Origin of the sequence: Pseudomonas sp. P97.38 (genome assembly GCF_001269745.1) — a bacterium.
Classification (GTDB): Bacteria; Pseudomonadota; Gammaproteobacteria; order Pseudomonadales; family Pseudomonadaceae; genus Aquipseudomonas; species Aquipseudomonas chlororaphis_E.
The window spans coordinates 128606-155152 of the sequence record NZ_LHVJ01000007.1 but is presented as its reverse complement, the minus strand read 5'-3'; the positions used below and the strand labels follow the sequence as shown (position 1 = coordinate 155152).

Annotated in this window: 21 protein-coding genes and 1 pseudogene; 3 read left to right on the top strand and 19 right to left on the bottom strand. The window is 60.8% G+C overall.

From position 1 onward, the window contains the following. The 7 genes and pseudogenes from rbbA to AD664_RS01065 form a co-directional block, all read right to left on the bottom strand. Positions 1-2733: a ribosome-associated ATPase/putative transporter RbbA gene (rbbA, locus tag AD664_RS01090; RefSeq protein ID WP_053143818.1), complete on the bottom strand. Its 2733-nt coding sequence runs from the start codon at positions 2731-2733 to the stop codon at positions 1-3. Further along, positions 2730-3785 (bottom strand): HlyD family secretion protein, encoded by a 1056-nt coding sequence (locus AD664_RS01085; protein WP_371260933.1) that lies wholly within the window; start codon positions 3783-3785, stop codon positions 2730-2732. The genes rbbA and AD664_RS01085 overlap by 4 nt, the downstream gene beginning before the upstream one ends. A 169-nt stretch (positions 3786-3954) precedes the next feature. Further along, positions 3955-4092, bottom strand: a pseudogene (locus AD664_RS27765) (NAD(P)H-quinone oxidoreductase); the annotation flags it as partial. Between the two features lie 31 nt (positions 4093-4123). Beyond that, a complete protein-coding gene (locus AD664_RS01080; protein WP_053143814.1) occupies positions 4124-4885 on the bottom strand; it encodes an SDR family oxidoreductase in 762 nt (253 codons plus the stop codon). A 35-nt stretch (positions 4886-4920) separates the two neighbouring features. Beyond that, the gene (locus AD664_RS01075; protein ID WP_053143924.1) at positions 4921-5748 is read right to left on the bottom strand and encodes a DMT family transporter; all 828 of its coding nucleotides are present in this window, start codon (positions 5746-5748) and stop codon (positions 4921-4923) included. Between the two features lie 76 nt (positions 5749-5824). Then, positions 5825-6730: a transcriptional regulator GcvA gene (gene gcvA, locus AD664_RS01070; RefSeq protein WP_053143922.1), complete on the bottom strand. Its 906-nt coding sequence runs from the start codon at positions 6728-6730 to the stop codon at positions 5825-5827. 89 nt (positions 6731-6819) lie between these two features. Further along, a complete protein-coding gene (locus AD664_RS01065; RefSeq protein WP_083454110.1) occupies positions 6820-8352 on the bottom strand; it encodes a M10 family metallopeptidase C-terminal domain-containing protein in 1533 nt (510 codons plus the stop codon). Between the two features lie 268 nt (positions 8353-8620). Here AD664_RS01065 and AD664_RS01060 point away from each other — a divergent pair, with 268 nt between their 5' ends. Then, positions 8621-9061 carry a TspO/MBR family protein gene (locus AD664_RS01060; protein ID WP_053143813.1) on the top strand — a complete coding sequence of 147 codons (441 nt, stop codon included), beginning with the start codon at positions 8621-8623 and terminating at the stop codon, positions 9059-9061. Between the two features lie 67 nt (positions 9062-9128). On the opposite strand, the gene AD664_RS01055 is transcribed toward AD664_RS01060, so the two are convergent. The 6 genes from AD664_RS01055 to AD664_RS01030 form a co-directional block, all read right to left on the bottom strand. Continuing rightward, a complete protein-coding gene (locus AD664_RS01055; RefSeq protein ID WP_053143810.1) occupies positions 9129-10052 on the bottom strand; it encodes a fumarylacetoacetate hydrolase in 924 nt (307 codons plus the stop codon). Continuing rightward, positions 10049-11323 (bottom strand): MFS transporter, encoded by a 1275-nt coding sequence (locus AD664_RS01050; protein ID WP_053143809.1) that lies wholly within the window; start codon positions 11321-11323, stop codon positions 10049-10051. Before AD664_RS01050 ends, AD664_RS01055 begins: the two co-directional genes overlap by 4 nt. A gap of 127 nt (positions 11324-11450) precedes the next feature. Then, the gene (locus AD664_RS01045; protein WP_042728412.1) at positions 11451-12500 is read right to left on the bottom strand and encodes a type III polyketide synthase; all 1050 of its coding nucleotides are present in this window, start codon (positions 12498-12500) and stop codon (positions 11451-11453) included. A 158-nt stretch (positions 12501-12658) separates the two neighbouring features. Then, on the bottom strand, positions 12659-13099 hold the full coding sequence (locus AD664_RS01040; protein ID WP_042728413.1) for a Zn-ribbon domain-containing OB-fold protein: 441 nt from the start codon (positions 13097-13099) through the stop codon (positions 12659-12661). 10 nt (positions 13100-13109) lie between these two features. Next, positions 13110-14306 carry a thiolase family protein gene (locus AD664_RS01035; protein ID WP_047738965.1) on the bottom strand — a complete coding sequence of 399 codons (1197 nt, stop codon included), beginning with the start codon at positions 14304-14306 and terminating at the stop codon, positions 13110-13112. Between the two features lie 30 nt (positions 14307-14336). Continuing rightward, the gene (locus tag AD664_RS01030; protein ID WP_053143807.1) at positions 14337-15419 is read right to left on the bottom strand and encodes a hydroxymethylglutaryl-CoA synthase; all 1083 of its coding nucleotides are present in this window, start codon (positions 15417-15419) and stop codon (positions 14337-14339) included. Positions 15420-15835: 416 nt separating this feature from the next. On the opposite strand from AD664_RS01030, the gene AD664_RS01025 reads away from it, so the two are divergent. Further along, on the top strand, positions 15836-16444 hold the full coding sequence (locus tag AD664_RS01025) for a TetR/AcrR family transcriptional regulator (RefSeq protein ID WP_042728416.1): 609 nt from the start codon (positions 15836-15838) through the stop codon (positions 16442-16444). Positions 16445-16480: 36 nt separating this feature from the next. On the opposite strand, the gene AD664_RS01020 is transcribed toward AD664_RS01025, so the two are convergent. Further along, positions 16481-17362 carry a DAPG hydrolase family protein gene (locus AD664_RS01020; RefSeq protein ID WP_053143805.1) on the bottom strand — a complete coding sequence of 294 codons (882 nt, stop codon included), beginning with the start codon at positions 17360-17362 and terminating at the stop codon, positions 16481-16483. 146 nt (positions 17363-17508) lie between these two features. Here AD664_RS01020 and AD664_RS01015 point away from each other — a divergent pair, with 146 nt between their 5' ends. Then, complete coding sequence (locus AD664_RS01015; RefSeq protein ID WP_053143803.1) at positions 17509-18189, top strand: TetR/AcrR family transcriptional regulator; 681 nt, start codon at positions 17509-17511, stop codon at positions 18187-18189. An 89-nt stretch (positions 18190-18278) separates the two neighbouring features. Here the strand turns inward: AD664_RS01015 and AD664_RS01010 are convergent, their stop codons facing one another. The 5 genes from AD664_RS01010 to AD664_RS00990 all read right to left on the bottom strand — a co-directional run bounded on the left by AD664_RS01010 (position 18279) and on the right by AD664_RS00990 (position 26203). Then, positions 18279-19256 carry an aliphatic sulfonate ABC transporter substrate-binding protein gene (locus tag AD664_RS01010; protein WP_053143800.1) on the bottom strand — a complete coding sequence of 326 codons (978 nt, stop codon included), beginning with the start codon at positions 19254-19256 and terminating at the stop codon, positions 18279-18281. 110 nt (positions 19257-19366) lie between these two features. After that, the gene (locus AD664_RS01005; RefSeq protein WP_053143799.1) at positions 19367-21856 is read right to left on the bottom strand and encodes a TonB-dependent siderophore receptor; all 2490 of its coding nucleotides are present in this window, start codon (positions 21854-21856) and stop codon (positions 19367-19369) included. Positions 21857-21891: 35 nt separating this feature from the next. Beyond that, positions 21892-22389: a RidA family protein gene (locus AD664_RS01000; RefSeq protein WP_042728421.1), complete on the bottom strand. Its 498-nt coding sequence runs from the start codon at positions 22387-22389 to the stop codon at positions 21892-21894. Between the two features lie 25 nt (positions 22390-22414). After that, on the bottom strand, positions 22415-23989 hold the full coding sequence (locus AD664_RS00995) for an FAD-dependent oxidoreductase (RefSeq protein ID WP_053143796.1): 1575 nt from the start codon (positions 23987-23989) through the stop codon (positions 22415-22417). Positions 23990-24070: 81 nt separating this feature from the next. Beyond that, complete coding sequence (locus AD664_RS00990) at positions 24071-26203, bottom strand: TonB-dependent receptor (protein WP_053143794.1); 2133 nt, start codon at positions 26201-26203, stop codon at positions 24071-24073. Positions 26204-26547 lie beyond the last annotated feature (344 nt).

The following is a 26547-nucleotide window of genomic DNA, read 5'->3' as shown; positions in this document are numbered from 1 at the left end:
CTAGCGCTCCTGTTTGCGCAGGCTGAGCACACTCAGGCCGATCAGGAGCGGCACCGTCACAAGCAGTTGCAAGAAATAGGGCGCCAGTGCCTGAAGTTCCAGCGCTTTGGAGAACACCCCTCGGCTGATGGTAAGGAACTGCGCGGTGGGATAGACCTTGCCGACGACGGCGCCGAACCCTTCCAACGAAGAAACCGGATTGATCAGCCCGGAAAACTGAATAGCCGGCAACAAGGTAGCAATGGCTGTACCGAACACGGCCGCAATCTGGCTGCTCATGAAAGTCGACATCCACAAGCCCAAACCTGTCGAGGTGCCGACATACAGCAACGCCCCCAGGCTCAACACCCAAAGGCTGCCCTTGAGCGGCACGGCGAACACCCAGACGGCCAAGCCACACATCAGCAAAAAGTTGAGCATGCCCATGGCGACGTAAGGCAGTTGTTTACCCAACAGGAACTCCAGCCGGGTCACGGGCGTGACGTACAGGTTGATGATCGAGCCCATCTCTTTTTCGCGTACCACCCCCAATGCAGTGAGCATGGCCGGGATCATCATCAACAACAGTGGAATAATTGCCGGCACCATGGCGTGCAGGCTTTGCACATCCGGATTGTAGCGGTAGCGCACCTCCACGTTGGCCAGCGCCGCTGCGTTATGCCCCAGCTCTGCCAGGTAACCGTTGTGCAAGCCATTGACATAACCCTCTACCGTGCGTGCGCGCATGGGCATCGCGCCGTCCACCCACGCGCCGACCGTGGGCTGGCGGCCGCGTTTCAGGTCGCGGCCGAAATTGGGCGGGATTTCCAGGGCCAGGGTAATTGAACCGCTTTGCAAGCGGGTTTCCAGATCTGCGTAATCGAGCAGTTCCGGTTGTTCGATAAAATAGCGCGAGCCGGAAAAACTGCGGACGTAGGCTTGGCTGGTTGTGGTCTGGTCTCGATCCAGGACCGCAAATGACAGACTTTCGACGTCCAGGCTGATGCCGTAGCCCATGATGAACATCAGCAGTACCGTGCCCAGCGCCGCCAATGTCAGGCGGATCGGGTCACGGCGAATTTCCATGGTTTCGCGTTGGGCGTAACTGAGCATTCGCAGGCCGCTGAAGCCGTTGCGGCGCGACTTGCAGGGCGCCTCGATTCCGGGGGACTGGTTGGTCGGGCTCTCGGACGGCGCAGGGGGTGTATCGCTACCGGCGGCTTGCTCCAGGTATGAAACGAAGGTTCGCTCCAGGCTCCCCAGTCCCCGCTCAATTATCAGTTGTTCGGGTGCGCCGCTGACCAGTACCCGTCCGGCATGCATGAACGATATTCGGTCGCAGCGTTGCGCCTCGTTCATGAAATGGGTGGAGATGAAGATAGTCACGCCATCATTGCGCGACAGGTCAAGCAGGTGCTGCCAGAAAACGTCACGAGCGATAGGGTCTACGCCAGAGGTGGGCTCGTCAAGGATCAGCACATCAGGTTCATGAATCAGCGCCACCGCCAGCGACAGGCGTTGGCGGATACCCAGCGGCAACCGGTCGGGCAGGTCGTCAAGGTTCTGCCTCAAGCCGAAACGCTCGACAGCCTCGTGAAGGCGACTGTCAATTTCATCCGCAGGTACATGGAACAACTGCGCATGCAGTACCAGGTTCTGCCGTACCGTCAGTTCGTTGTAGAGCGAGAAACCTTGAGACATATACCCCACGCGCTGTCGTGTCATGAGGTCGTGCGGGTTGACTTGTTTGCCGAACAGCCAGGCCTGCCCGGAGGTGGCCGGCAACAAGCCTGTCAGCATTTTCATGGTGGTGGACTTGCCACAGCCATTGGAGCCCAGGAAACCAAATATCTCTCCGCGCTCTATTCGAAAACTGGCGCCGTCCACTGCTGTGAAGGTGCCGAAGCGACAGGTCAGTTCCCGAGCTTCGATGGCGATCACCGGCTGTCCAGCGCGTTCGATGCGCGGCGTGATCACCAGCGGTACGTGGCCACGGCGGCGGTCGGGTGGCAGCAGGGCGATGAACGCTGCTTCCAAATTCTGGCATTCGGTTCTCTGGAGAATTTGTGCAGGTGAACCACTGGTCAATACCTTGCCGGCGTCCATCATTAGCAAGTGATCGAAGCGCTCGGCCTCTTCCATGTACGCCGTGGCCACCAACACGCTCATATGGGGCCTGCGAGTTCGCAGGTCGGCAATCAGCGCCCAGAATTGGCTGCGCGCCAGGGGATCGACGCCGGTCGTGGGCTCGTCGAGAATCAGCAGGTCGGGGTCGTGGACCAGCGCACAACACAGCCCCAGCTTCTGCTTCATGCCTCCGGACAATTTACCCGCGGGGCGGTCTGCAAAGGGTGTCAGCCCGGTACTTGCCAACAAGGCATCGATGCGTTGTCGACGCTCATACCGATTTTGCCCGAACAGGCGGGCAAAAAAATCCAGGTTCTCAAGTACGGACAGGGTCGGGTAGAGATTCTTGCCCAAGCCTTGTGGCATGTAGGCAATGCGAGGACACAGGGCTTCACGATGATGGACGTTGGCCATATCGCCATCCAATACAGTCAGTTGTCCCTGCTGCAGGGCCCGTGCCCCTGAGATCAATCCCAACAGGCTGGACTTGCCGACGCCATCCGGGCCTATCAGGCCGACGGTGGCGGTGGCAGGGATATCGAGGGTGACGCTGTCCAGGGCAATGGTCTTGCCGTACCTCAGTCCTACGTTCTGAAGACGCGCTACCCATGTGCGCTCGCCAGTCATTGCGGCACCTTGGGTTCCAGTGCGGCTGGCCACTGGGCTTGAGGATTAAGCCGAACATGGGCCACACCGGGAACGCCGGTTTTCACCTGGCTTAGGTGTTTGCGCAGCAGTTCGGGGTCTATCCGCGCCTTGATACGGAACATCAGCTTCTCCCGTTCGCTGGTGGTTTCCACCGTTTTCGGCGTGAATTGCGCAACGCTGGCGACATAGCTGGCAGTGGCAGGGATCACATATTGCGGCGCGGCGTCGATGATCACTCGCACCTCGCTGCCGATGGCTACCCGACCGGCCTGCTTGGTCGGTAAAAAGAACGTCAAGTACACATCGCTCAGGTCCACGAGGTTCAGGACCTTGCCTCCAGCGGGAATCACTTCGCCTTCTTCGGCGATGCGGTATTGCACCCGTCCATCGCGAGGCGCCTTGAGCTCGGTATCGGCCAAGTCCGCCTGCAGGCGTTGCTCGGTCGCCGCTGCAGCCTCGATACTGGCTTGTGCCTCAGCCACTTGCGATTTGGTGGCTTCGATTCCAGCCTGGGCCGTCAATACCTGTGAGTTGGCTGCCGCCAGCGCCGCCTGGCCGCTGTCGAGCAGTGCACGGTCGTCGTCCAATTGTTGTCGGGCGAGGGCGTTGCGGCTGACGAGTATCTCCGTGCGGGCAAAGCGTTTCTGTGTGGCAATCAACTCGGCTTGACGCTGGGCAACCACCGCTCTGGCGGTAATCTTTTCGCTTTCCCGTTGAGCGACGAGAGCGGCTGCCGTGAGTTTGGCGGTTCGGGCCCGCTGTAACTGGGCCTGGGCCTGGAGCAGTTCGGCTCGCAGCGCCTGGGTGTCCATGCGCGCCAGCACTTGACCGGCGAGGACCTGCTCGCCCTCGGCCACGAGAATAGTGCTGATACGCCCGGCCAGTTTGCTCGCTACATCGACTTCGGTGGCTTCAATCCGCCCGTTACCGGTGGCGAAATCGGGGTCTACAGGGGCGGGTTTGAACAAATACCAGGTCCCTATGACACTCAGCAGAACCAAGCTCCCCAACGCTCCTCGTTTAACCCACATGCCAGTTACGTCGTTCATCCCTGCCTCTCAGCTCTCAGCGAAGGTTGGCGCAGAGAGATGATAGGGCAGCAGTCGACACACTTTGTTGATCTGCGTTAAAGGTCCGTCTATTGGGTGAAGAAACAGCTGTCGCATGGATGGGCGACAACGCCCATTGCAGCTTTAGTCAGCCAAACAGGTTGGTCCACGCGGTGAAGAAGGTTTCCGGCACGGCGGCGGCCTGAATCCAACTCATGCCTTCGGGGAGCGATAGCGCCTGGCTGACGGGCGCCACACGAAACTGCGCATAGCCGCCATTGGTCAGGGCCCGATACCCACCCCATTGATCCGACCCCCGCTCACTTGCCGCCGGTCACGTCGAGGAACGTGCCGGTCACGAAGGAGGCTTGCGCGCTGGCCAGCCACAGGATGGCCCGTGCCACTTCCTCGGGTTGACCGCCGCGCCCCATGGGGATCGAGTCCTTGACGCGCTCGACCCGTCCCGGCTCGCCGCCGCTGGCATGCATGTCGGTGTAGATGTGGCCGGGGCGGATGCAGTTGACGCGAATGCCTTCGCGGGCCACTTCCTTGGCCAGGCCGATGGTGAAGGTTTCCAGGGCGCCCTTCGACGCTGCGTAGTCGACATACTCGTTGGGGCTGCCGAGGCGGGCCGAGGCCGAGGAGACATTGATCACCACGCCGCCCGGTCCGTTGTGTCGATGGGACATGCGCTTGACCGCCTGCTGGGCGCAAAGCATCGGGCCGATGGCGTTGACCGCGAAGATGCGCTGCATGCGCTCGAAGCCGAGGTCTTCCAGGCGGGACTGGGTTTGCAGCACGCCGGCGTTATTCACCAGTACGTCGATGCGTCCGAAGGTGCGGTCGAGGGCCGTGAACAAGTCGGCGACCTGCACCGGCTCTGCGCTGTCGGCCCGTATCGCCAGTGCCCGACGTCCCTGCGCCTCGACATCGGCCACCACAGCTTGCGCCGCGGGCTCGTTGGCCACGTAGCTGATCGCTACGTCATAGCCTTGCGAGGCCGCCAGGCGCGCAGTGGCGGCACCTACTCCGCGACTGCCACCGGTGATCAGGATCAGCGGTGCCTGCGAGACGTTTTCCATAGGGGTTACCTCCTGCGACGGTGAGAAAAGTCGTGTCAGCCGATGATGAGGATGCCGCTGGCGATCACTGCGCAGGCCAGGATTCGGCGAACGGTGAGCGCCTCGCCGAGGAACAGGCCGCCAATCAACGCCGCGAACAGCACGCTGGTTTCGCGCAATGCAGACACCGCGCCCATGGGCGCTTCGTTCATGGCATAGATGACGATGGCGTAGGCCAGCAGGGAGACCAGCCCGCCGGCCAGGGCGGTCAACAGGCCGGGCCGCACCGCGAACAGGCTACGGGCGTCGCGCAGGCCGATGTACACCACAGGCATCATCACGCCCCACAAGGTGCACATCCACACGGTGTAGGCCAGTGGCGCGCCGGAGAGCCTGGCGCCGATGCCGTCGGTGACGCTGTAGGCGGCGATGAAACAGCCGGTTCCCAGCGCATAGGACAGACTCGGAGTGGACAGCTTGCGTCCGCTCAAGGCCAGCGAAATGATGCCGCCCGACACCAGCGCGATGCCGAGTAACGTGCCCTGCGAGATGCTTTCCCCGGCAAAGGCCGCGGCGCCCAACGTGATCAGGACCGGTGATGAACCACGGGAAATCGGGTAGACCTGTCCCAGGTCGCCAAGCCGGTAGCTGCGCACCAGAAACAGGTTGTAGCCAACATGCAGGAGCGCTGAAAGCAACGCATAGCCCCAACTGGCGGGCGCCGGCGTCACCATGAACGCGGCGGTCACGGCGCTGGCGATGGCCACGGCAATGCACATGATCGTCATGGACCAGAGTCGATCGGCGCCGCCACGCAGCAGGGCATTCCAGCTGGCATGCAAGAGTGCGGCGAAGAGAACCAGGAGTGTGATGTGGATAGGCATGCGGGCCAGTGTATGCAACGCCGTGCCCGGATTACAGAGAAGTCTGCTCATTGTTTCATGAGCAAAACCTCATGCATCACCCGTAGGCTTGCTGGGCTTTCAGCGCCTCGCTCAATAGCCACTGGCGAAAGTTGACGATGTGTGGCTGTGACTCGATGCCTTTCGGACAGACAAAGTAATAGGCAAGCGGGGAGGGAAACGGCACGTCGAACAACCGCACCAGACGCCCATCGCTGATTTCGCTTTCCACGTGCCCGCTGCGCACCAGGGCGACGCCCTGGCCGAGCAGGGCTGCCTCGACCGTCATGTTGGTGTCGCCGAACCTGACGCTTTCCTTGAGCGGGAGGAACTCCAACCCGACCTTCTGGAACCAGACTTCCCATTTTGGCACCAGCTCGGCGCCATCGCGGGTCAGCAGCGGGTAGTGCAACAGTTCGGCAGGGCTCTGCGGTGTCCCGAAGCGCAGCAGCAACTCGGGACTGGCCACCGGAAACACCTGCTCGCCGAACAGGAACTCCGAATGCAGGCCGGGGTAGCTCCCTTTGCCGAGCCGGATCGCGACATCGGCCTGGGCGTTGGAGAAGTGAATGATCTTGTCCGTGGTGTCCAGCGAGACGAGCAGTTCGGGATGCAGGCGCGAGAGACCGGGCAGGCGTGGCAGCAGCCATTTCAGAGCGAAGGAATAGGTGGTACTGACTTCGAGCCGGACCCGGTCTTTCTGCTCGCGCAGATCGCCGAGGGTTGCCTCCAGGCTCATGAAGAACTCCCGCACGATGGGTGCCAGCGTAGCCCCCGCGGCCGTGAGACTCAGGGACTTGCCACGCTCGAACAGTTGCAGTCCCCACAGCGACTCCAGGTGTTTGAGTTGGTGGCTGACCGCGCTTTGCGTGACATGCAACTCCTGCGCGGCAGCGGTGAAGGTCGTGTGCCGGGTGGCGACTTCGAAGGCACGCAAAGTGGCGGTCGGTGGCAAATCTCTCATGTAGAGGGTGTCCCGGCAGGTCATCAGAAAGGCTCGTCATGAGCACAAGCTCATGATAGAGCATCTCGGGGCGCTGACGGGGCACCTGATCAGATCACGTCGGTATGCAGGTCCGGTCCGGCTGTGCCGATCAACGTCAGTTCCACCTGCCCAGGCGTGGAAGCGCCTGCGTTGTTCGCCACACTGAACAGCAGGTTGCTTTCGTTGAGTTGGGCGGTGACGTTGCCATCGATCACCAGTTCGAAACGCTGGCCATCGGCATTGGCCTCGAAGCTTTTCAGGTAGGTGCGGGTGTCGTCGGCGTTATTCTGGATCGCCAGCGTACCGTCGTATCCGTTGCCGATACCGGTGAAACCCAGGGCGCTGAGGTCGACGCGATCCTCGCCAGGGTTGAAGTCGAGCAGGCGATCACTGCCGGTGCTGTCGGCGGTGCGAAAGCTGTCGGCCACACTGGCATAGCGAAAGACATCGTGGCCTGCGCCGCCGGAGAGCAGGTCGCGACCGAGATTGCCTTGCAGCAGGTCGTCTCCGGCCAGCCCACGCAGGATCTCGTCCGTACTGACACCCAGCAATTTATCGGTGCCGGAGGAGCCCACCAGTCGCGCGTTGCCATCCGGGCTGGCGAAGGTCGTGTCCAGGCTGCCATCGGCGTTCAGTCGGACCGCCGCATAGTCGGAGCCGCCATTGGTGAAGGTATCTCCGCTGAGCAAGATCCTGCCGTCGTCGAGCAGGGCGATTTCACTGCCATAGGCCGCTTCGCCGGGCAGGTCGATGCTGACCAGGCCTTGCTGGCCGAAACTGAGGTCGGGGCTGCCATCGGCGTTGAGCCGCAGTACGGCAAAATCCTCGTATGTGGTGGAGCCGGCAATCAATAGCTTGCCGTCATCCTGCACGACCATGTCGCCACGCAACGTGGTGAAGATGGGCAGCGGGACGCTACCGTCACCGCCAAACTGGGTGTCCAGTTGCCCGTCTGCCGTGTACTTGAGCACGCTGTTCTGGACGCCGGGTGAGCCGTGTACCAGCAGGCTGCCATCCGCCATTTTGAAAATGCTCTCCAGAAAGATGAACGGTGCGGGCGCTTGCAGCGTGAGGAAGCCGTCTGTGCCGAACGATGTGTCCCGCGTGCCATCGGCATTCAACTGGGCCACGTTCAAAAGGCTGCCTTGCACCGCGCTGACCAGGACGCTGCCGTCGGCATTGGCTTGCACGATGGACTGGGTGCCGAAGCCGCTGGACAGGCTGGCCTCGGCGTTGCTGTTGAACGCTGCATCGGCTTTGCCGTCGGGGCCCCAGCGCTGGACGATGGCGGTGTCATCGTGGCCTGCGTGGGTCGTCACCACCGCGCCGTCAGCCTGGACTTGAAGGTTGTAGTCTTTTTCGAACGGGATCTGTTTATGGATCACCTGTCGCCCGGCGTGACCGTAGCCGGTGTCCACGCTGCCGTCGGGATTGAGGCGGGTGAGCGAAAAGTCCCGACCGTCATCCAGCGCGTTGCCGTAGTCGCTGAAACCGGCGATCAGGATTGAACCGTCGGGCTGTATGACGACGTCCCGAGCGTTGTCTGTACGTCCGGCGATGTCGACGACAAGGAGGCCTGGGGCGCTGTAGGTCGTGGTCATGTTGTCGGTCCTTTGAACTTCGCAAAGCGTTGACTCTAGTCCAGTCCTCCTGATGTGCCAGGGGCTCTGGACCGATGGTCGCGGGTAGTGCGGCAGGTAACGGCAGGCCGGTTGACGTGCCGCTGCCCTGATTGCGACGCCTCATTGAATTTATGCGCCGATGATCGAGTCATTTATTGGGAAGGGTGCGATGCGCCTTCGTACCCCCACTCTTGAAGCCGCCCCCTGGCTGTTCGCCCAGGCAGTGGGCCTGCCCTAAGGATCGACAATGACTTTTTTCATCTTTCTCTTGGCTTGTGCCGCCGCCGCGAGCACGGGGATCATTTTCAAGCCGGGTCCCTGGTACGCGTCCCTCGTGAAACCTGGCTTCACGCCACCCAATTGGCTGTTCCCAGTGGCGTGGACCGTGATCTACCTGTTGCTGGCCTGGGCGGGTTATCGCTTGGCGCTGATCCCGGGGAGCCAGACCGTGATCGCATTGTGGGCGGCGCAGATCGCGCTCAACACGCTGTGGACGCCAGTGTCTTTTGGCGCCCACCAGATGCTTGGCGGCCTGGTGATCATCACGCTGCTCTGGCTCGTCGTGGCCGTCATGGTGGTCCTGACCTTGCGCCTGGACGTGATCACCGGGTTGATCCTGTTTCCTTACCTGGCCTGGTTGTGCGTGGCCGCCGCGTTGAATTTTTCCATCTGGCGCAATAACCGTTAGGGCCGGATTGGTTGGATGGCCCTAACGGTTTCAGCTCGGCCCGCGCGCGACCAGACCCTTTGCACCCTCAGGACTTCCTGGGGGCCGACAGGGGCAGGTCGATGCACGGGCTGTGCGGTGCGCGCCGCGCGGGCAAGGGAAACAGTGCCGCGAGTTCTTCTTCGACGATCTGATTGCGCAGGGTCAATTCCAGCTCAGGGCAGTCGATGCTCAGGCAGTCACCGTGCTGAAGCGACACTTGGGTGGTGCGGTGGCTCAAGCTGTGGAAGACGTAGTGGACGAGGCCGGGTTCGAGAAACTGCTCATGCTTCTCCAGGAACGCCTGCGAGTATCGACGCAGGCTTTGCCAACCATGCAAGCTCATTCGATGGTGACTGGCTGCCAGTGGTTGGCCGTCGCGGTCCACCTGCACGTTGATGGCCAAGTCGGCCTGCATTTCTCCCAGTATCAATGCCGGGGCCACGGCGCAGGTGCGCAGGCGGGCCTGCGCCGAAGAAATCGCATCACGGCCGTGCAGCACATGATCATGGAGGTCGTTGCCGAGGGTGAAACCCATGAAGCGCAGTGCGCCAAAGTGATCGACCCAGTAGAGGCAGACGATGCACGGCTCGCTGCTGATGCTTTGGGCATGGTAAGGCACCTGCAGGGGGTCGCCGTCCGTCCTGAGCAGGCGTCCATTACCTTTGTAGTACCAGGCTTGTTCTGTCTTGGCGGTGCAGAGGGTGACTTCGCTGAGCTGCACCGCCAGGTTGTTATCGGGCATGAGCGGTGGCCGGTATTTCACCGCGGCGGACGTGAGCGGGTAGGGGGTCGAGGGCTGCTCCTTGAGGTAGGTTTCCCAATCCAGGTTTCCCTCGGCGCAATGGGTCAGCGTTTCGTACAGGTTGCCCTGCGAAGGGCGCACTTCCAGGCTCTGTCCGGATTTGAAGTCGAACACACCAAGGCCGCGTTGCGGCTCCGGGGCGTCCAGTAACATCACGTAATGCGTCATGACTTATCCTCCAGGGTCAAGAGAGCGGGTAGGGGGCTGAAGTCGTCGCGCCCGTCGAATGCAGGGTTGGCTTCCTTGAGCCGCAACGACAGCAACCCGCCCGTCAGGCTGCCGGCCAGCGCCAGGAACAGGATGGCGGTCAGTCCCCAGTTCATCGCGATGTAGCCGGCGACCACGGGCGCGACGCCACCGCCCAGAATCTCTCCGCAGCCCACCACCAGGCCCGTTGCGGTGGCCAGCAAGCTGGGTGGCACCGATTCGCTGGTCAGCGGCCCGACGGTGATGCAGATCAGGCTGAAGTTGATGAAGGACAGGAAGAACAACTGAAGGAACAGCAGCCACGGCAAGGGCGGGCTGACGATGAGCAGGCCCACCAGCAGTGCACTGAGCATGAAGCAGACGGAAACGACGGGCTTGCGCCCCAGTTGGTCGGACAGCCCGGGAATGACCAACTGGCCAAAAAAACCACCCAGGCCGATCGCGGAAATGATCATGGCCATGGAGAAATCGCTCAGGTGAAGGATGTCGGTGAGGTAGCTGGGGAGCAGGGCGCACAGAACGAACTGACACGTCAGTATGCAGAGCATCAACGCAATGTTGAGCCGCACGTTGCCGCTGGACAGGGCCGTTCGCCACTGGCTGTGGGTGGGGCGGTCGATCGGGGTAGCGTGCGGCCCCTGGGCCGGTTTATAGCTTCTGTACAGGTACCAGGCCACGAGCAGCCCCGGCAGCGAGATGATGGCGAACACTGCGCGCCACGATCCGAAAAATTCCAGCAGGACACCCGCCAGCAATGGCCCGAGGCACAGGCCGATGATGGGAAACAGGGCCTGTTGGATTCCCAGGTTGAGTCCCCGTCGGCAGGGCTGGGACACTTCATCGGTGACGATGATGCTCACGGGCGTGAAAGCCCCTTCACAAACGCCCATCAATGCACGCAGCAGCACCAGGCCGACCAGGCTGGTGATCAATGCTGAAGCCCCGGCCAACAGCGACAGCAAGGTGATCGACAGCACCAGCAGTTGCTTGGTGCCCAACAGCCGGATGGCCGCGCCCATGAACAGGGCCGAGCCGCCCCATGCGAATGCCAGGATCGCCGACAACAGGCTCAAGTCCTGATAGTCCAGCGCCAGGTCACGCATGATCACCGGGAACAGCGGCATGATGATGAACCGATCCAGCCCTACCAGCCCGAAGCTCAATGACAAAAGGACGACCATGCGCCTTTCATAGCCACCCCAAGGTCGGGCGGCCAGATACTTCCTCTCCATGTTTCTTCCCCTTCTATCCTTAGCCCTTTGGAAGCCCTCTTGAACGAGGTGGATGCTTGCGACCAAACACCTGTAGCCGGGGGCTGGTGTGCCCCCGGCCGGGTGCTTGTGCGGTGGTTTCGGTGTGTCAGGCGACCCACTTGCCCACGGCCATTTCGGCCGTGAAGCCGGGGCCGAAGGCGGCCAGCATGCCGGTCGCACCCGCATCAGGCCCGCTGTCGAACTGACGTTTGAGCACGTCGAAGACCACCACGCTGGCGATGTTCCCGGCTTCGCTCAAACTGTCGCGCGACTGCGCGACCCTGCCGGGTTCAAGGTCCAGTTGCAGGACCAGCTCATCGAGGATTTTCCGTCCGCCGGTATGGAAGATGAAAAAATCATTCTGCGCGCAGTGCTGATTGAAGGTCTCGTAGTTCAACTCCTCCATCATGGGCGCCACGTCTTTGATGGAGTTCATGACGGCCTTGTCCAGGGTAAAGTGGAAGCCACTGTCCTTGACGTCGTACTTGATGTAATGCTCGCTGTTGGGCAGGAAATAAGAGCCGGTCTTGGCAATCTTGAATCCAGGCGCCTTATCGTCGGCGCGCATCACGCAGGCGGAGACGGCATCGCCAAACAGGGCGGCGGATATGAAGGCGTGCAACTTGGTGTCGTCGGGTTGATAGCACAGCGACGAGAACTCCAGGGACACGATGAGTACATGGTTTTGCGGCGACAGACTGGCAAAGTCATTGGCCCGGTTAATGGCCGCAGCGCCCGCGACGCAGCCCAATTGTGCAATCGGCAGTTGTACGGTCGACGTTCGCAGCCCCAGGTCATTGATCAGGTGGGCGGTCAGCGAGGGCATCATGAAGCCGGTGCACGAAGTCACGGCGACCATCCGGATGTCGTCGGTGGTCAGCCCGGCATTCTCGATGGCTTCCCGTGCCGCAAGGGACGACATGCGGCGGGCTTCGCGCTCGTAGACGATGCTGCGATGGGTGAAGCCGGTGTGCACCGCCAGTTCATCGATCGGCAGCACCAGGTGGCGCTCATTGACCTGGGTGTTCTGGATCATCCGTTTTGCAAGGGCCATGCGAGGATGGTCATCGTGCAAGTGTTCCAGATGGTCGATCATTTGTTGCTGGGTAATCTTGTGTGGCGGAAACAGCAAGCTGGGTTTGCAAAGAGTAGACATGACAAGTCCTCGGCTTAAAGCCAATAAAGAGTTAGGTAACACGTTTAAGGCAATGGCGAAGCAGGACTCTGAAGAACAGAATCAAAGTAACGGGCTGATAGGCCGGAAATATCGACTGTTGTTATTAATAACGCGGGATAGGGCGGACAACTCGCTTGTTATTTCACCAGTACGAACTTATAGGCATATTGCCAGGCCAAGTTACTTTCTCGGACATGTTTACGAACTACCATGCGGACAGGCGCGCCGCTGACAACCTGTCGTGGGTCGACCACGTCGACGATTTCCGACGCAATCACCAAGCCGTCATCCAGACGCACCATCGCCATGAAGCGCGGTACGGTTTCCCCATAGCCCATGGCGGCGAGGATGGGGTTTTCAGCATGGGCACTGACCTGGATCGTGCCGGTACGTGCGCAGCGGTACGGCTGCACGTTCATCGAGTTGCAGGCCCCGCATACGGTGCGCCGAGGAAAGAAAATCTCCTCGCAATCCTGGCAACGGCTGCCTTCGAGACGGTACTTGCCGCCGTGCTCGCGCCATTCGCGCAACATGCTGGCGGTGGTCATGCGGTGGATTTGTTCTGGGTACAGGGACATGGTCGGCTCCTTAATCGTTGGAAAGCACAATGACGCTGTTATGCGCGGCGTAACCGCCCAGGTTTTGCGAGACGCCAATGCGCGCGTTCTTGACCTGGTTGTTGGACTCGCCGCGAAGCTGTCGGAACAGTTCGGTAATGTGCAGGATGCCGTCGCAACCGGAAGCGTGACCGCGCCCGATATTGCCGCCATCGGTGTTCAACGGCAGTTGCCCGTCGAGGGCGATGCCGCCTTCCAAGACAAAGTCACCGGCCTGGCCCGGGCCGCAGACACCCATCGATTCCATCTGGATCAGGCCCGCCCCCAACAAGTCGTAGACCTGTGCCACGTCAATGTCTTTGGCGGTGATGCCGGCTTTTTTGTAGGCGATTTCGGCACAGGCAATGGAGTTGGCGGAAACCGCCATGCCCACGTCTTTCGGCAGGCCCGCGTGTTTCAGGGTCGGGTTGTGATAACGCGTCCCGAAGTAATGCGACACGCCGGTGTAGGCGCAGCCACGGATGAACACCGGTTGGCTCGTGTAGTGATGCGCCAGGTGTTCGGCCACCAGGATCGCGCAACCACTGGCTTCGCCCCAGGCCAGCATCGAGCCGCAGGCCTCGCTGTTCTTGAGGGTTTCCAGGGACGGAATCGGCACGCCAAAGCGGGTCGCGGTGGGGGTGTTGTGGGCATAGATGCGCATCTGCCGACCAAACGTCGCTAGCACATCCGCCTCGCGTCCCGCATAGCCGAATTTTTCAAAGTATTCGGCCGTCGCCAGGGCGAAGGCGTCGGTGTGTGAAATCCCCAGGAAGTAATCGTACTCACACTCCGTACTGGAGCCGATGTATTCGGCGTAGTTGAAGTGGTCGGTCATTTTTTCAAAGCCGCCGCAAAGGACGATGTCGTATTCACCTGAGGCGACCATCTGGTGGGCCATCTGGAAGGACACCGAACTGCTGGTGCAGTTGGCAGTGCTCATGAACGTCGGGGCAGGGCTGATGCCCAGGGCGTCGGAGATGGTCGGGCCCAGGCCTCCGTACTCGGAAATGCCTTCACCGTGGTAGCCGTAGGCGACCGCCTGAAGCTCGCGGGGGTGCATCTTGATGGCGTTGAGTGCTTGGTAGGCGGACTCGACGATCATCTCTTTAAAGGTCTGACGAACTCGGGAGCTGCCAGGCTTGGGGGTATAGGCAGCCGAAACGATAGCAACGCGTCGTGCGCACATAGAAGGTGCTCCTTGCTGGATAGATAGAAATCAGAGGTAGGCAGTCAGGGCATAGTCAGGTCGCAAGTACTTGAACTCGTACTTGATCGACGTCCCGTAATCCACGTAATACTTATCCTCCAGCAGTGTGCGCAGCGGGACGTTGGTCTTTTGGTAGGCTTCGATGGCAGGTGTCACCGTCAAGGCAATCGCATCGCTGCCCGCTCCGAATCCATAGGACACCATGAGGATTTTCTCACCGGGACGCGCTCGGTCCAGTATGTTCACCAGGCCCAGCAATGGGCTCGCCGCGCCGGTATCGCCGACACTCTGGGCATAGATGCCCGGCTCGATCTGCGCTGTCGTGAAACCCAGGCCCTTGCCGAGGGAGAAGGGCGTCGACACCAGGTTCTGCTGGAAAACGACATAGTCGAAATCGCCGGCCTGCAGCTTCATCTTGGTCATCAGGCCCGTTGCGGCGCGGTGGGTCTGTTCTTCCAGGCCGATGCTGTTCTTGTCGGAACCCAGCCCCATCCCGGAACGGATGTAGCGATCACCCTGGGGACGAATGTTGTCCGCGACATCCGCCGCGCAGGAAAAACTGGCGTCGAATTGCGCGATCACGTTTTCAGTGCCCAGCAGCAAGGCGGCCGCTCCTGCTCCGGCATAGGACTCTGTCAGGTCGCCGGGGGCGGTGTTGCGGTTGATCGTGTCCGCGCCAATGGCCAAGGCGTTGTTGCTCATGCCCGAAGCGACCAGGGCGTAGGCGATTTGAAGGGCGCTGGTGCCCGACTTGCCGGCGAACTGTACGTCTGCACAGAAGGCGTCGTAGCCGCAGCCGAGCATTTCCAGGATGACCGACGCGGATGCGCGGGAGTCATACGGGTTGGTGCATGTGCCGAGGTAAAGGGCATCCAGCTGGGAGAGGGGCGCTTTGTCCAGTGCGCGTTGAGCGGCGAGCACGCCGAGGGTGATGACATCTTCGTCGGGTTGAAGGACGGCTCTTTCAATGACACCGAGCTGGTTCGTGACCAGGCTCAGGTCAGTGTTCTTCCATACGTGGATCACATCCTCCACTTTGAGACGGCACACCGGAATGCCCGCGCCATAGCTCACAATTCCTACTTTATTCACGTGTACTTCCTCCAGATTCCTTTCTCCACCTGTCAGCGGCGTGGCCGTGACGGATGCATGAAATATTTAGAAACTATCTAATGGTGCCCGCAAAGTGTCATTGGCAGTCCTATGCCCGTAAACCGGGGGCTTCAGCGGAAAAAACTAGCGTTCCACTGATGAGCGATGGGTTTATTATCTCCTTTTTATTATGTATGATACGAAACGTACCGTATCGTTAAGGTCGCGTTAAAAATTTATGACTCTTCTCTCATTTTCTTTCCACAATGCGGCGCATACCGCTACCGAGGTGCGCGGTTAAGCAGAAGTCGAGATCAGATAATCATACAAAACGAAACGATCCGTTTCATTGCTTTTCGAGAGAATCCTATACCCTGCTTTTCTTTTGTCAAGCGCCATATTGGAGATTTTGAATTATGGCCCGTAAACCGTCTCGGAGCTCCATTGGCTCATTGAGGAGCCCTCATACGCACAAAGCGATCATCATCTCTGCCATAGAAACCCTCAAGGAGTGCGGTTATTCAGGGTTGAGCATCGAGGCTGTGGCTCGACGCGCCGGAGCGAGCAAGCCGACAATCTATCGATGGTGGGGCAACAAGGCGGCCTTGATAGCCGAGGTCTACGAGAGCGAAAGCGAGCAGATTCGCAAGGAGCCGGATAAAGGCTCTTTCAAGGAAAACCTCAATTTCCTGTTGCTCAATCTCTGGAAGGTCTGGCGGGAAACGATTTGCGGGGAAGCCTTTCGATGTGTCATCGCTGAAGCCCAACTCGACCCCACGACGCTGCCCAAACTTAAAGATGAATTCATGGAGCGGCGTAGGGAATTGCCTCGCAAGTTGGTGGAAAACGCGATTCAACAAGGTGAGCTGCCCAAGGACACGTCCCGAGAATTGCTGTTGGACATGATCTTCGGGTTTTGCTGGTACAGGTTGTTGACCGAGCAGTTGGAGGTAGAGGGGGATATCAACGAGTTCACGACTTTGCTGATGAACGGTGTGTTGCGGACCACTTCGGCGGCGGTTTAAGGCGCCGCCGAAGCCTGGTCAAGGGAGGGAAGGGGTTTACGCGGCGCCACTGAACTGTGCATGAAGGCTTGGCAGGATGCTGGCCAGGTGGTTGAACTCACACAAGTCATGCACAGCAAATTCATAAGCCAGCGTTTCCAGCTCGGCTTCGCCAAAACCGTTTTTTTCCAGCAGCTGCGCGGCCTGCTCGGCGCCTGGAAAACGTTGCATGGCTGGGTGGCTGCCTACCCAGTAACGGCTGGTCAGGTACAAGCCTTCGGGGCATTCCTTGAACAGGTGGACCATCAACGAGACAGGCACTTGCGGCTGGTCTGCCAGGCTCATCAGGGCGCTGACGCTGCCATCGATTTTCGATTCACGGTACATGTCCGGGCAGAAACCCAGTTCACAGGGGTCTGTGAAATGAATATGCAGGTGCATGAGGCGATCGCCGACGTATTCGCAAGCGCAGAAGGTGTTTCCATACAGTCTGTCTTCAAAGCTCAAATTGTCATCGACCAGGCGCTCGTGATGCACGCAGGGATTTTCAACATGCGCATAGGGGAACCACAAGGTATAGCGTTCTGCTTCCAGCGGGTGCCACATGAACCACCACTTGAGCATCTGCGCCGTGCACCCGGGGAAGAATTTGCGGCTTTGCACGTAGGCCATCGGGCCGGGCAGCAACGCGTATCCCGCCTCCTCGCTGACGAAGTCCGCCGCCAGCATGCGGTTGAGGTCTTCGATGCTAGGCGTCAGCGTGTCGGACAACGGCATCGGGCCTTGTTGGATTTTCTTGACGGCACTGAGCGGTACATTGATCTGCGAACGGAAAAAGTCGGCGTAGGGCTTACCCTGGACGGCTTTCTGATTGACCAGGAACTGCTTCTGCATGGGCAATGAGAAGTAGGTGAAAGGTGTCATTACGCGCGCTTCCATGACGGTGATTCCTTGATGAGGCGAGAAAGCCTGCGCACATCCAGGCAGGCCTTCACGCAGGGTTGTAAAGGGGCAGTGACGAGACCAAAATAGGTACGCCGAAATAAAAAGTCAAATTTGAATTAGAATTATCGAGAGATGAGCTCATGGACAATGCTTCTGGCAAGCCTTCCCCCGCCCGCGCTTCGCGACTCGACGGGCGGGCAACGCGGCTGCAGATTCTGGAGAAAGCCGGCGAGTTGTTCGCCGAACAGGGCCTGGCCAACACCACCAGTAAACAGATTTGCGAGCATTCGCAGGCCAACAGCGCAGCCGTGAATTATCACTTCGTCAACAAGGAAGGCTTGTACCGGGCCGTATTGCTTGAGGCCCATGCTCGATTCCTGCAAATGCAAACGCTGGTTTCGCTCAGCGAGCAACCGGGTTCTCCACAGGACAAGTTGCGCGCACTCATCACCCTGCTCGTCGAGCGCATCCACAATCATCCGGATGGTTGGGCCTTGAAAGTGCTGACGCGCGAACTGCTTTCGCCTTCCCCCGAGTTCGAGGCGGTCCTCAAGGAGCAGTCCTTTCCCAAGGCGCACATACTGCGCAGCCTGCTGGGGCAAATCATGAACCTGCCGGCCGACCATCCCACCACGCTGCGCAGCGCAATCAGCGTCTTCGCGCCGTGCCTGTTCTTGCTGATCGCACACCAGCCCTTGACCCGGCATGTGCTGCAAGGGCTGAGCATCGAGCCGCAGGGGCTGATCGAGCACATGGTGAGCTATGCGCTCGGGGGGCTTCAGGCCGTGGCGGACACGGCACACGAGGCACCGAACGAATGAAGGGAAAATAACCTTGCGCCTCAAGGCGATGAGGCCCTGAGGGCGCGACTTCAGGACCGGTTCAAGGCATGCGGGATCGGCTCGCAGCCTTACTCTGCCCAGATCCCCACATCACGAGCATCCACCGATCGGGGCAACAGCCCTGCGGCAAAAAAAGCATCGGCGATTTTCTGCTGCTCATCCAGTTGGTCGGCTTTCACCGGTTGAACCTGATAGCTGCGATGAGCATTGGCCGCTTCGACCGTTTCCACATCGAGATTGCCCCACAACGGGCTCAGGACCTGCGCTGCGTCGCGCGGGTGATTCTTGATCCAGTTGCCGGCCTCCTGCAATTGCCCGTAGACCACCTTGAGCACTTGCGGGTGCGCCTGGGCATAGCGGGTGCTGGTCAGGTAGTAGCGCTTGTAGCTGGCCAGCCCACTGCCGTCGGTCAGGGTTCGGGTGGGCAACTGTCGTTGCACGCCACTGAGGAACGGTTCCCAGGTGACCCAGGCATCGACTTTTCGATTCTCGAAGGCTGCCCGACCGTCGGCGGGGGACAGGTAGGCCGGTTGGATGTCCGAGAATTTCAGGCCTGCCTTGTCCAGAGCCGCGATCAACAGGTAGTGGGCTCCAGCGGCCTTGGTGACGGCGACTTTCTTGCCCTTCAGGTCCGCCAGTTGCTGCAAGGGCGAATCCTTGGCGACAACGATGGCCTGGGCCGAAGGCGAAGGGGCTTCCTGCGCAAAATAGGTCAGCTTGGCCTGCGCCGCCTGGGCGAATACAGGCACGGTATCGGCCACGTCAGCGCTGATGTCGACATTGCCGACATTCAACGCTTCCAACAAGGGCAGGCCGCTGGGGAACTCATGCCAGCTGACTTCGATATTCGCTTCGGCGAGGGCTTTGTCCAGCGTGCCCTGGGTTTTCAGCAGCGTGATCAGGGTCGACGATTTCTGGTAGCCGATGCGCAGGGTTTCCTGAGCCTGGGCCGGTAGCGCGAGAGTGGACACGGCCAGCGCAACGACCAGGCTGGCCAGGGAGGTGCGGCGCCGTATCACGGCGTATTTGCTGAGGGGTTTTGACATGGCGTGCTCGATATTCAAGGAAAAAAGGAGAGGCGCTGGAGAATCCTATGGTTCTAAAAACTAATGTATAAATACTTTTTGGGCATTAGCTTAAGCAGCGATGCCGGGCCTCAAAAAGCGTACTGGAGGCGGGTGTAGTAATAGCCGCCGGTGAAGCCGAAAGGGGAGTAGCTGCCCCAGTTGTCGCCGAACGAAGCGTTACTGACGCCAATATGATCGGGGTATTTGTCGAACAGGTTCTGTGCCCCGAGGGCGACGGTCAGTTGCTTGTTGATTGCATAAGCCACGTCCAGATCAGTGATCCATTTGGCGCTATAGCGGCGGTCCAGGCTCGGGTCGCTTGAGCTGTTGACCTCGGTGTACGTGCCGTAGCGGGTCAGGCGCAAGTTGACATCGAAGTCGTTGATTGCCCAGTCGGCGGAGAAAATCATCTTGCTGCTGGGGGAGGTCTTGGTGATGAGGGCCCGCGACTGGCGCCCCATCAATTCGAAATTGCTGCCCAGGGCGGTCAGTTGCGAAGGCGTTTCGGCGACGCTGAGGATCTTTGTGTGGTTGTAGTTCAGCGCCGCGGTCCAGCGCACCGAGCCATAACGCTCCAGGTTCTGTCGGTAGTTGCCGACCACATCGACCCCGGACGTGCGGGTGTTGGCACCGTTGGTGAAGTACTGCGCGCCCGCGGTCGCCGGCACGCCAATGCCATCGAGCAGGGCGGCGATCCCCGGGCCCTGGAAGCGTTCGCTCAGGACCAGGCGATCGCGTAGGTTGATCACGTAGCCGTCCACCGTCAGGCTCAGGTCTTCGCTGGGTGTCAGGGCGAAACCGAGGCTGAAATTGGTCGAGCGTTCGGGTTTCAACGCCTCGGCTCCCAGCGCCTGGGCACCCGCCGAATCCACAGGCAGGATCACATAGTTGTAGGGCTGGTAGACGCCATTGATGGTGTCGAAGCCGGTGGAGCGGGCTGTGAAGATCTGGTTGGCCAGCGAAGGGGCGCGAAAGCCGTTACTGATGGTGCCGCGGACCGAGAACACCGGGTTGAACTCGTAGCGGGTGCTCAGCTTGCCGCTGCGGGTCGCGCCGATGCCTTCGTTGTAGTGCTCGTAGCGTGCGGCAAGCCCCACGTACCACTGTTCGGTGGGATAAAAACCCAGGTCGATGTAGCTGGCGACGCTGTTGCGGCTGACTTTCTGCGCGTCCTCGGGCGTGATGCCGTTGGTGACCTGGGCACCCGGATCGGGCCGCTCCCCGGCGCGTGGATGGCCGGCCGGGAACACGTAGCCGCCGTCGATGTAGGAGGCTTCGGAGCCGGCGCGTGTCTCGTAGCTTTCGCGTCGGTGTTCGAAGCCGAAGGCGACATCCAGCGGTTTCGCCAGGCCGATTTCATAACTGTTCTTCAGGTCCAGGTTGCTGGTCAACTGGTCGGCGATGTAGATGCCCGACGTGAATTTGTTCGGCGTGTTTTCCCCCAGCGAAGGGTTCTGGTTGTTGTAGGTGCGTTGCTTGGCGTAGTTGCGTCCGTAGGTGCTGCTCAGGTCCCATGCCCAGCCGGCGGCTCTTTCACCCTTGGCACCGAACGCGGACTGGAAGTCGGTTTCGTTCACCAGCCAATAAGGGCTGTAGCCATCGGGGTAGCCATTGGGCCCGGTGGTAATGGTGTTGCGCCCGTTGGGCAGGCGAAAGTTTTGCCCGTCGTTGTTTTCCCGGGTGGCCAGGGTGGAGAACGAATAGAGCGTCACGTCGTCGTTCAGGGGCAGGTCGAGGTTGTAGCCGACATCGGCCAGTTGGCTGCGGGGCAATCCGTAGCCTTTGTAGGTGTGGTGGCTTGCGCCGGCCTCGCGTGGGTCGGGCGAGCCGTCGGCTTGCGGGTAGTAATGGTTGCTGTAGCCGTTGCTGCCGGCCTTGTTGTCGCGCTCCTGGTAGCGTGTGTCGAATGAGACGTTGAGCACGCCGGCTTCGCCCACCTGGAACCCATAGTTGAGCGCTTGCTGCGCGGTCCCGCGCTTGCCGTCGTAGCCCTGGCCAAGGGTGGTGTCGGAACTGCCGCCGGTGGTCTGCTTGAGGATGATATTGATCACCCCGGAAATGGCATCCGAGCCGTACTGCGCCGCCGCGCCGTCGCGAAGCACTTCGATATGGTCGATGGACGCCACCGGGATCAGGTCCAGGTCGCTGGGCGCGGCACCGCTGTTGATACCGTTGATGTTCAGTGTCGCGCTGGTGTGCCGGCGCTTGCCGTTGACCAGCACCAACACGTGGGACGCCGTCAGGCCGCGCAGGGTGGCCGAGCGGACCACGCCGCTGGCATCCCAGCCGGCGCGGTCGGGCAGGTTGAAGGAGGGAATGAACTTGCTCAGCGCCTCCAGCAGGCTCGACTTGCCCACCGCTTGCAGTTGCGCGCCGGTTACCACATCGATGGGCGTCGGGCTGCTGGTCACGGTGCGTTCGACGGTGCCCCTGTTGCCGGTGACCACCACGGTATCGAGGGTGGACGCGCTGCTTTCGGCGGCCTCGAGGCTGAAAGAGGCAAGGCCACAGGCAAATGACAGCGGCAGCAGCAACGGGCGATAAGCGGGCGCGGCGAGGTGTCTTTGGCGGTTGGGCATGAGGGTGAGCTCCTGATTGTCGGCTGAGGTCCGTGTCACTTCTTGCGAGCGGCGACGGCTTCGATTTCCACCAGGCCGCCGGGCAACGGCAGCGCGACGACTTGCACGGCGGTGCGTGCCGGCTTGTTCGGTTGTTCGGCGCTGCCGAAGAACGGCGTATAGCCTTGCTGCAATCCGGCGAAATCCAGTTGGCCGCCCTTGGCCGGATCGCCCACCAGGAACACCCGCAGTTGCACCACGTCCGCCAGGTCCAGGCCCTGGGCTTGCAGCACACCCTTGAGTTTGTTGAGGATCGATGTGGTCTGGGTCGCTGTGTCGCCATAGGCGGCGAAGGAATTCTTGGGCGCGCTCGGATCGTGCAGGTCGGCGAGCAGGCCGCTGACAAACAGCAGGTCGGTTTGTGCCGGCACCGACACTGCCAGGGAGATCGGGAAATTGGAGTTGGGCAGGGCGATGCGCTTGATGTCGTCGGCCTGGCTGGCGAAGGCGGTGGCGGTCATGAGAAGTCCTGTAAGTAACGGGGTGGTTTTCATCGCAAGGTCCTTTATCGAAAAATCATCAGGCGGCTAGGCCGGCTTGCTGGCGCTCGGCGTGGCGGCCGATCAGCGACACGATGCGGCGCGCCGAGTCGGCGGCGGTGTTCTGCCAGATGCCGACGCCGCCGTGGGCGAGGGCATCGCTGGCCAGGTAGGTGCGGCCCTGGGGTTCGTTGAGGATCCGGTAGGCCTGCTCGCCCACTTCGTCGTTGACGATCCACGGGCCTTTGCTGAAGGGCACCTTCGACCAGTTGATGGCGACCGGTTTTTGCAACTTGGCGCTGTGGCCGGGGTGCAGCAGTTCGACGGCCTGCCTTGAGGAGGCGAACTGCTCGGCGAGGGATTTGCTGCTGAAGGACTGTGCCGCTTCACTGGTGTTGTAGGCGGCCACCAGGATGCCTTGGGCGCTGTTCAGCCGATCGCTGGGGTACCACAGGCCTTTGACTTCATGATCCAGGTAAGAAAGCCCGCCAAAGATGTTGAAGTCGATTTCCCAGAAGCGCGGCGACTGCCACGCGACCTTGTTCGCCTGGTCGCTTTGCGCGCTGAGGATCGCTTGCTTGAAGGGCGTGGTGAAATTGCTCGGCAGTTTGGCCAGCAGCGGCAGGGGCACGGTGACGATGGCGTAGTCGGCGTTCAGGGTCTGGGACTTGCCCGTCTGCCGGTCGCGGTAGGTGATGCGACTGCCTTGCTCCGACGTCTGGATGTCGCTGACTTCGGCATGAAAACGCACCACGTCCTTGAGTCGCTCATGGAACGCCTGGGGAATCCGGTCCATGCCACCGACCGGTTGGAACATGGTGGAAGAAAATTCGGGAATCTCATCGAACACCAGTGCGCCCCAGAGCTTGGGGTTGAGCAGCGTCTGCAACGCGAGGGGTGTGCGGGTGACGCCGGTTTGATCGCCGGCGCCGGGGATGCGGGTGTAGCCCGAGCGCACCGATCCTGTGTATTTGAAATCGGCATTGAGGTCGCCATAGACCTTGAGAAAATTCAGCAGCGCCTGGCGGTCTTCGGTGCTCAGGTCCTGGTCCAGGGCCTTGCGACTGACGGTGCGCGCCAACAGCTCGGACAGTTGTCCCCGCGTATCGTTGACGGCCTGGCGCAGCTGGAAGGCCGGCTGGCGGGCGTCCGGCAAGGCCAGTGCGTTGCGGCTGCTGTTGACCAGCACTTGCAATTCCACGCCCAGTTCGCGGCAGTAGCCGAGGATCGTCTGGTGATGGCTGGGGATGCGCGCCGGGCCTGCGTTGAAGAACTGCCCGTCATCGAAGTCCACGGTCTGGCTGATACCGTCGTCGAACTCGACCCGACTGCCGCGACGCAGGGTCCAGTTGCGTCCGCCCACTCGCTCGCGGGCTTCGAGGATCGTCACGGCGAAGCCGGCCTTGCGCAACTCATAGGCGCTGACCAGGCCGGAGATGCCGGCGCCAACCACCACTACCTGCTTGCCTTTGCCGCTGCTACCCAATTGCAACGGGCCAAAGCCCGCCGCGACGGCCTGAGGTGTAAGGCCCAGTGCGTCGAGGGCGCCAACTGCGGCGCTATAGCCACCGATGGCGGCAATGCGGGAAATCATTTGCCTGCGGGTGAAAGCCATGATGTCGCTCCTTGGAATGTTGACGTGATGAGCTGGGCGTCGTCGCTGTTCGCGGCCACGCCTGGGGGATTCGCATCGGGGTCAGAGGTCGTAGCGCACAGACAGCAAGAGGGTTCGCGGATCGTTGATGGAGTAGTACCGGGCGCCGCTTGCGGGCACATAGCCGACCGCTTGGGGGTAGGCCCGGTCGAGCAGGTTTTTCACCGACAGCGTGGTGGTCCAATGGCCGTCGCCCGAGATGTAGCGGGTATTGGCATTCCAGAAGGTCTGCTGGGGAATTTCCTGCACGTCGTCGTTCAGCGCGTTGGCATAGGACTTGGTCTGGAACTGGGCATCGGTGCCGGCTAGCCAGGTGCCGGGCAGGCCGGCGGGAATGGTGTAGTTGAGGCCGACGCTGGTGTTCCAGCGCGGTGAGTACACCAGCTGCTGGCCGTTGGCATCGATCCCGGCGCCGCTGGCGTTCTCGAAGTCGTCGTACTGGCTTTGCAGGTAGCCGAGGTTGAATGTCAGTTGCAGGTCGGGCGTCAGCGCGCTCAGGGTTTCCAGTTCGACGCCGTAGGTGTGGGCCTGACCGACGTTGGTCCGCAGGCTGACGCCCAGCGCCGGGTCGTAGGCGTTGGTTTGCAGATCCTTGTAGTCGTTGTAGAACAGCGCGAGGTTGGCGCGCAGGCGCCGGTCGAAGAAGTCGCCCTTGAGGCCGGTTTCCCAAGTGGTCACGTCTTCCGGTGAGAACGCCTGTTCGGCGGCGGCCTGGGTCGGCGCACGGTTGTCGTAGCCGCCGGCCTTGAAACCTTTGGCGACGTAGGCGTACTGATTGAGATGGGGTGTCCAGGCGTATTCGAAGCCGAGTTTCGGGCTGGTGGATTGCCAGGATTTACTCGAGTCGGCGCTGAAGTTGGTGCCGGTGATCTGCCGGTCCGGGGTGACGACGTAGTTGGTGTAGTCGAAGTTCTTGTGTTCGCGGGTGAACCGCAGCCCGGCGATCAGAGACAGTTGCGGCGTGATTTTGTAGCTGCCCTGGCCATACAGCGCATAACTTTCGGTGTTGGTGGTGCTGTATTGGCCCTGGCCGATCACCCGGTTACGCGCGATGGAATAAGTCAGGCTGTCGCGCTCGGCGTCGAATTTTTCCCGGTACAGGTACAGGCCCGTGCTGAAGGTGAAGTCGTCGTAGTCGCCGTTGAGCTGGAATTCCTGGGTGGCGTAGTCCTGCTTGTAGGTGATCAGGCTGTGCTGGATCAGGGCCGCCTGGCCGGAGTTGTCATAGTCCACCGGTTGGTTGAAGGCGGAGTAGGCGGTGACCGACTTGAAATTCAAGTGATCGTTGATGCTGTAGATCGCCCGCAATACCGAACTGCCCTGGTCGAGGCGGTTCTTCGGGTTGAGGCCGCTGTAGCTCTTGAACTTGTCGAAGCGGCCGTCAGCGTCGAAGGGGCTGTAGCTGGTGGTATCGCCGCGGTCGAACGTACCGGCCAGCGTCAGTTGCACGTCCCACGGCGAATCGATGGGGTTGAAGCGAAGCTTGCCTCGGTAGGCCTGGATGTCGACGTTGTTCACGTCTTCGCCGCGGGTGGGGTTGGAAACGGTGCCGTCGCGGGTCAGGCGAATGGCCGAGAAGCTGCCGAACAGGGCGTTGTCCACCAGCGGGCCGCTGATCAGCAGGCGGCCGTTCTGCGCGTTGTAGTTGCCGGCGCCGAGTTCGAAGAAGCCGCGGGTTTCCTGGGACGGATCGCGGGTAATCACGCGGATCGCCCCGGCACTGCTGTTGCGTCCATAAAGCGTGCCTTGCGGGCCGCGCAAGACCTCGACGCGTTCGACATCGTTGAAGTCGAGCATCGAGGAAATCGCCCTGGGGATGTACAGGTCGTCGGCGTAGACCGCCACGGCCGCTTCCTGTATCGGGTCGGTTTCGCCGATGCCACGAATCCCATAGGTCTGCGCGCTGTAAGAGATCGACTGGCGGCTGAGGGTCAGGTTCGGTACTTGTCCGGAAAGATCGCGAATGCTCTTGATCTGCTTGTCTTCAAGGGCGGCTTCGTCGAACGCGGAGATCGCCAGGGGCGCTTTCTGCAAATCCTCGCTGCGGTGTTCGGCGGTGACGGTGACCACCGCCAGCGCACCGTCCCGGGTGTCTTCTTCGGCGTGGGCCGACAACCCGAGCAAGGCCAGCGAAACGGCCAGCGTCAGGCGGTTTGAGGTGAAGGTATCGTGCATGGTGGACCCCTGGTGTCTGGTGCAGCGTGGGCGTTGGCATTTATTCCGGGCAAAGCGTCGCCACGGACCTGGCTCCGGGAGGCAGGGCGAGGAGAGCGTTGGCCGATTTCAGGTTGGGTGTGGCATTGACCGTGGGGTGGTGTCGGCCGGAAAAACGTACAGTTCCGCGAGCCTCCACCTGGTCAGGGGTCGGTGATGGTTGTAACAATATTTGTATAATGGATCGCTGTAAAAGTCCGATTTGTTATAAGTTAATTATAAAAAATAGACATTAAGTTAATAAATTAAATGCGTAATTCTGATGATTATATGGCTCCCTCGAAACGCAATCGCGGGCCAGCCGT

Coding starts and splice junctions, on each gene's coding strand:
- AD664_RS01035 (WP_047738965.1), bottom strand. CDS start 14,306: ATGTGCGCACGACGCGTTGCTATCGTTTCGGCTGCCTATACCCCCAAG.
- AD664_RS01050 (WP_053143809.1), bottom strand. CDS start 11,323: ATGGAGAGGAAGTATCTGGCCGCCCGACCTTGGGGTGGCTATGAAAGG.
- gcvA (WP_053143922.1), bottom strand. CDS start 6,730: ATGAGAGATTTGCCACCGACCGCCACTTTGCGTGCCTTCGAAGTCGCC.
- AD664_RS00990 (WP_053143794.1), bottom strand. CDS start 26,203: ATGCACGATACCTTCACCTCAAACCGCCTGACGCTGGCCGTTTCGCTG.
- AD664_RS01015 (WP_053143803.1), top strand. CDS start 17,509: ATGGACAATGCTTCTGGCAAGCCTTCCCCCGCCCGCGCTTCGCGACTC.
- AD664_RS01040 (WP_042728413.1), bottom strand. CDS start 13,099: ATGTCCCTGTACCCAGAACAAATCCACCGCATGACCACCGCCAGCATG.
- AD664_RS01010 (WP_053143800.1), bottom strand. CDS start 19,256: ATGTCAAAACCCCTCAGCAAATACGCCGTGATACGGCGCCGCACCTCC.
- AD664_RS01065 (WP_083454110.1), bottom strand. CDS start 8,352: ATGACCACGACCTACAGCGCCCCAGGCCTCCTTGTCGTCGACATCGCC.
- AD664_RS01005 (WP_053143799.1), bottom strand. CDS start 21,856: ATGCCCAACCGCCAAAGACACCTCGCCGCGCCCGCTTATCGCCCGTTG.
- AD664_RS01000 (WP_042728421.1), bottom strand. CDS start 22,389: ATGAAAACCACCCCGTTACTTACAGGACTTCTCATGACCGCCACCGCC.
- AD664_RS01055 (WP_053143810.1), bottom strand. CDS start 10,052: ATGACGCATTACGTGATGTTACTGGACGCCCCGGAGCCGCAACGCGGC.
- rbbA (WP_053143818.1), bottom strand. CDS start 2,733: ATGACTGGCGAGCGCACATGGGTAGCGCGTCTTCAGAACGTAGGACTG.
- AD664_RS01025 (WP_042728416.1), top strand. CDS start 15,836: ATGGCCCGTAAACCGTCTCGGAGCTCCATTGGCTCATTGAGGAGCCCT.
- AD664_RS01075 (WP_053143924.1), bottom strand. CDS start 5,748: ATGCCTATCCACATCACACTCCTGGTTCTCTTCGCCGCACTCTTGCAT.
- AD664_RS01020 (WP_053143805.1), bottom strand. CDS start 17,362: ATGGAAGCGCGCGTAATGACACCTTTCACCTACTTCTCATTGCCCATG.
- AD664_RS01080 (WP_053143814.1), bottom strand. CDS start 4,885: ATGGAAAACGTCTCGCAGGCACCGCTGATCCTGATCACCGGTGGCAGT.
- AD664_RS01060 (WP_053143813.1), top strand. CDS start 8,621: ATGACTTTTTTCATCTTTCTCTTGGCTTGTGCCGCCGCCGCGAGCACG.
- AD664_RS01085 (WP_371260933.1), bottom strand. CDS start 3,785: ATGTGGGTTAAACGAGGAGCGTTGGGGAGCTTGGTTCTGCTGAGTGTC.
- AD664_RS00995 (WP_053143796.1), bottom strand. CDS start 23,989: ATGGCTTTCACCCGCAGGCAAATGATTTCCCGCATTGCCGCCATCGGT.
- AD664_RS01045 (WP_042728412.1), bottom strand. CDS start 12,500: ATGTCTACTCTTTGCAAACCCAGCTTGCTGTTTCCGCCACACAAGATT.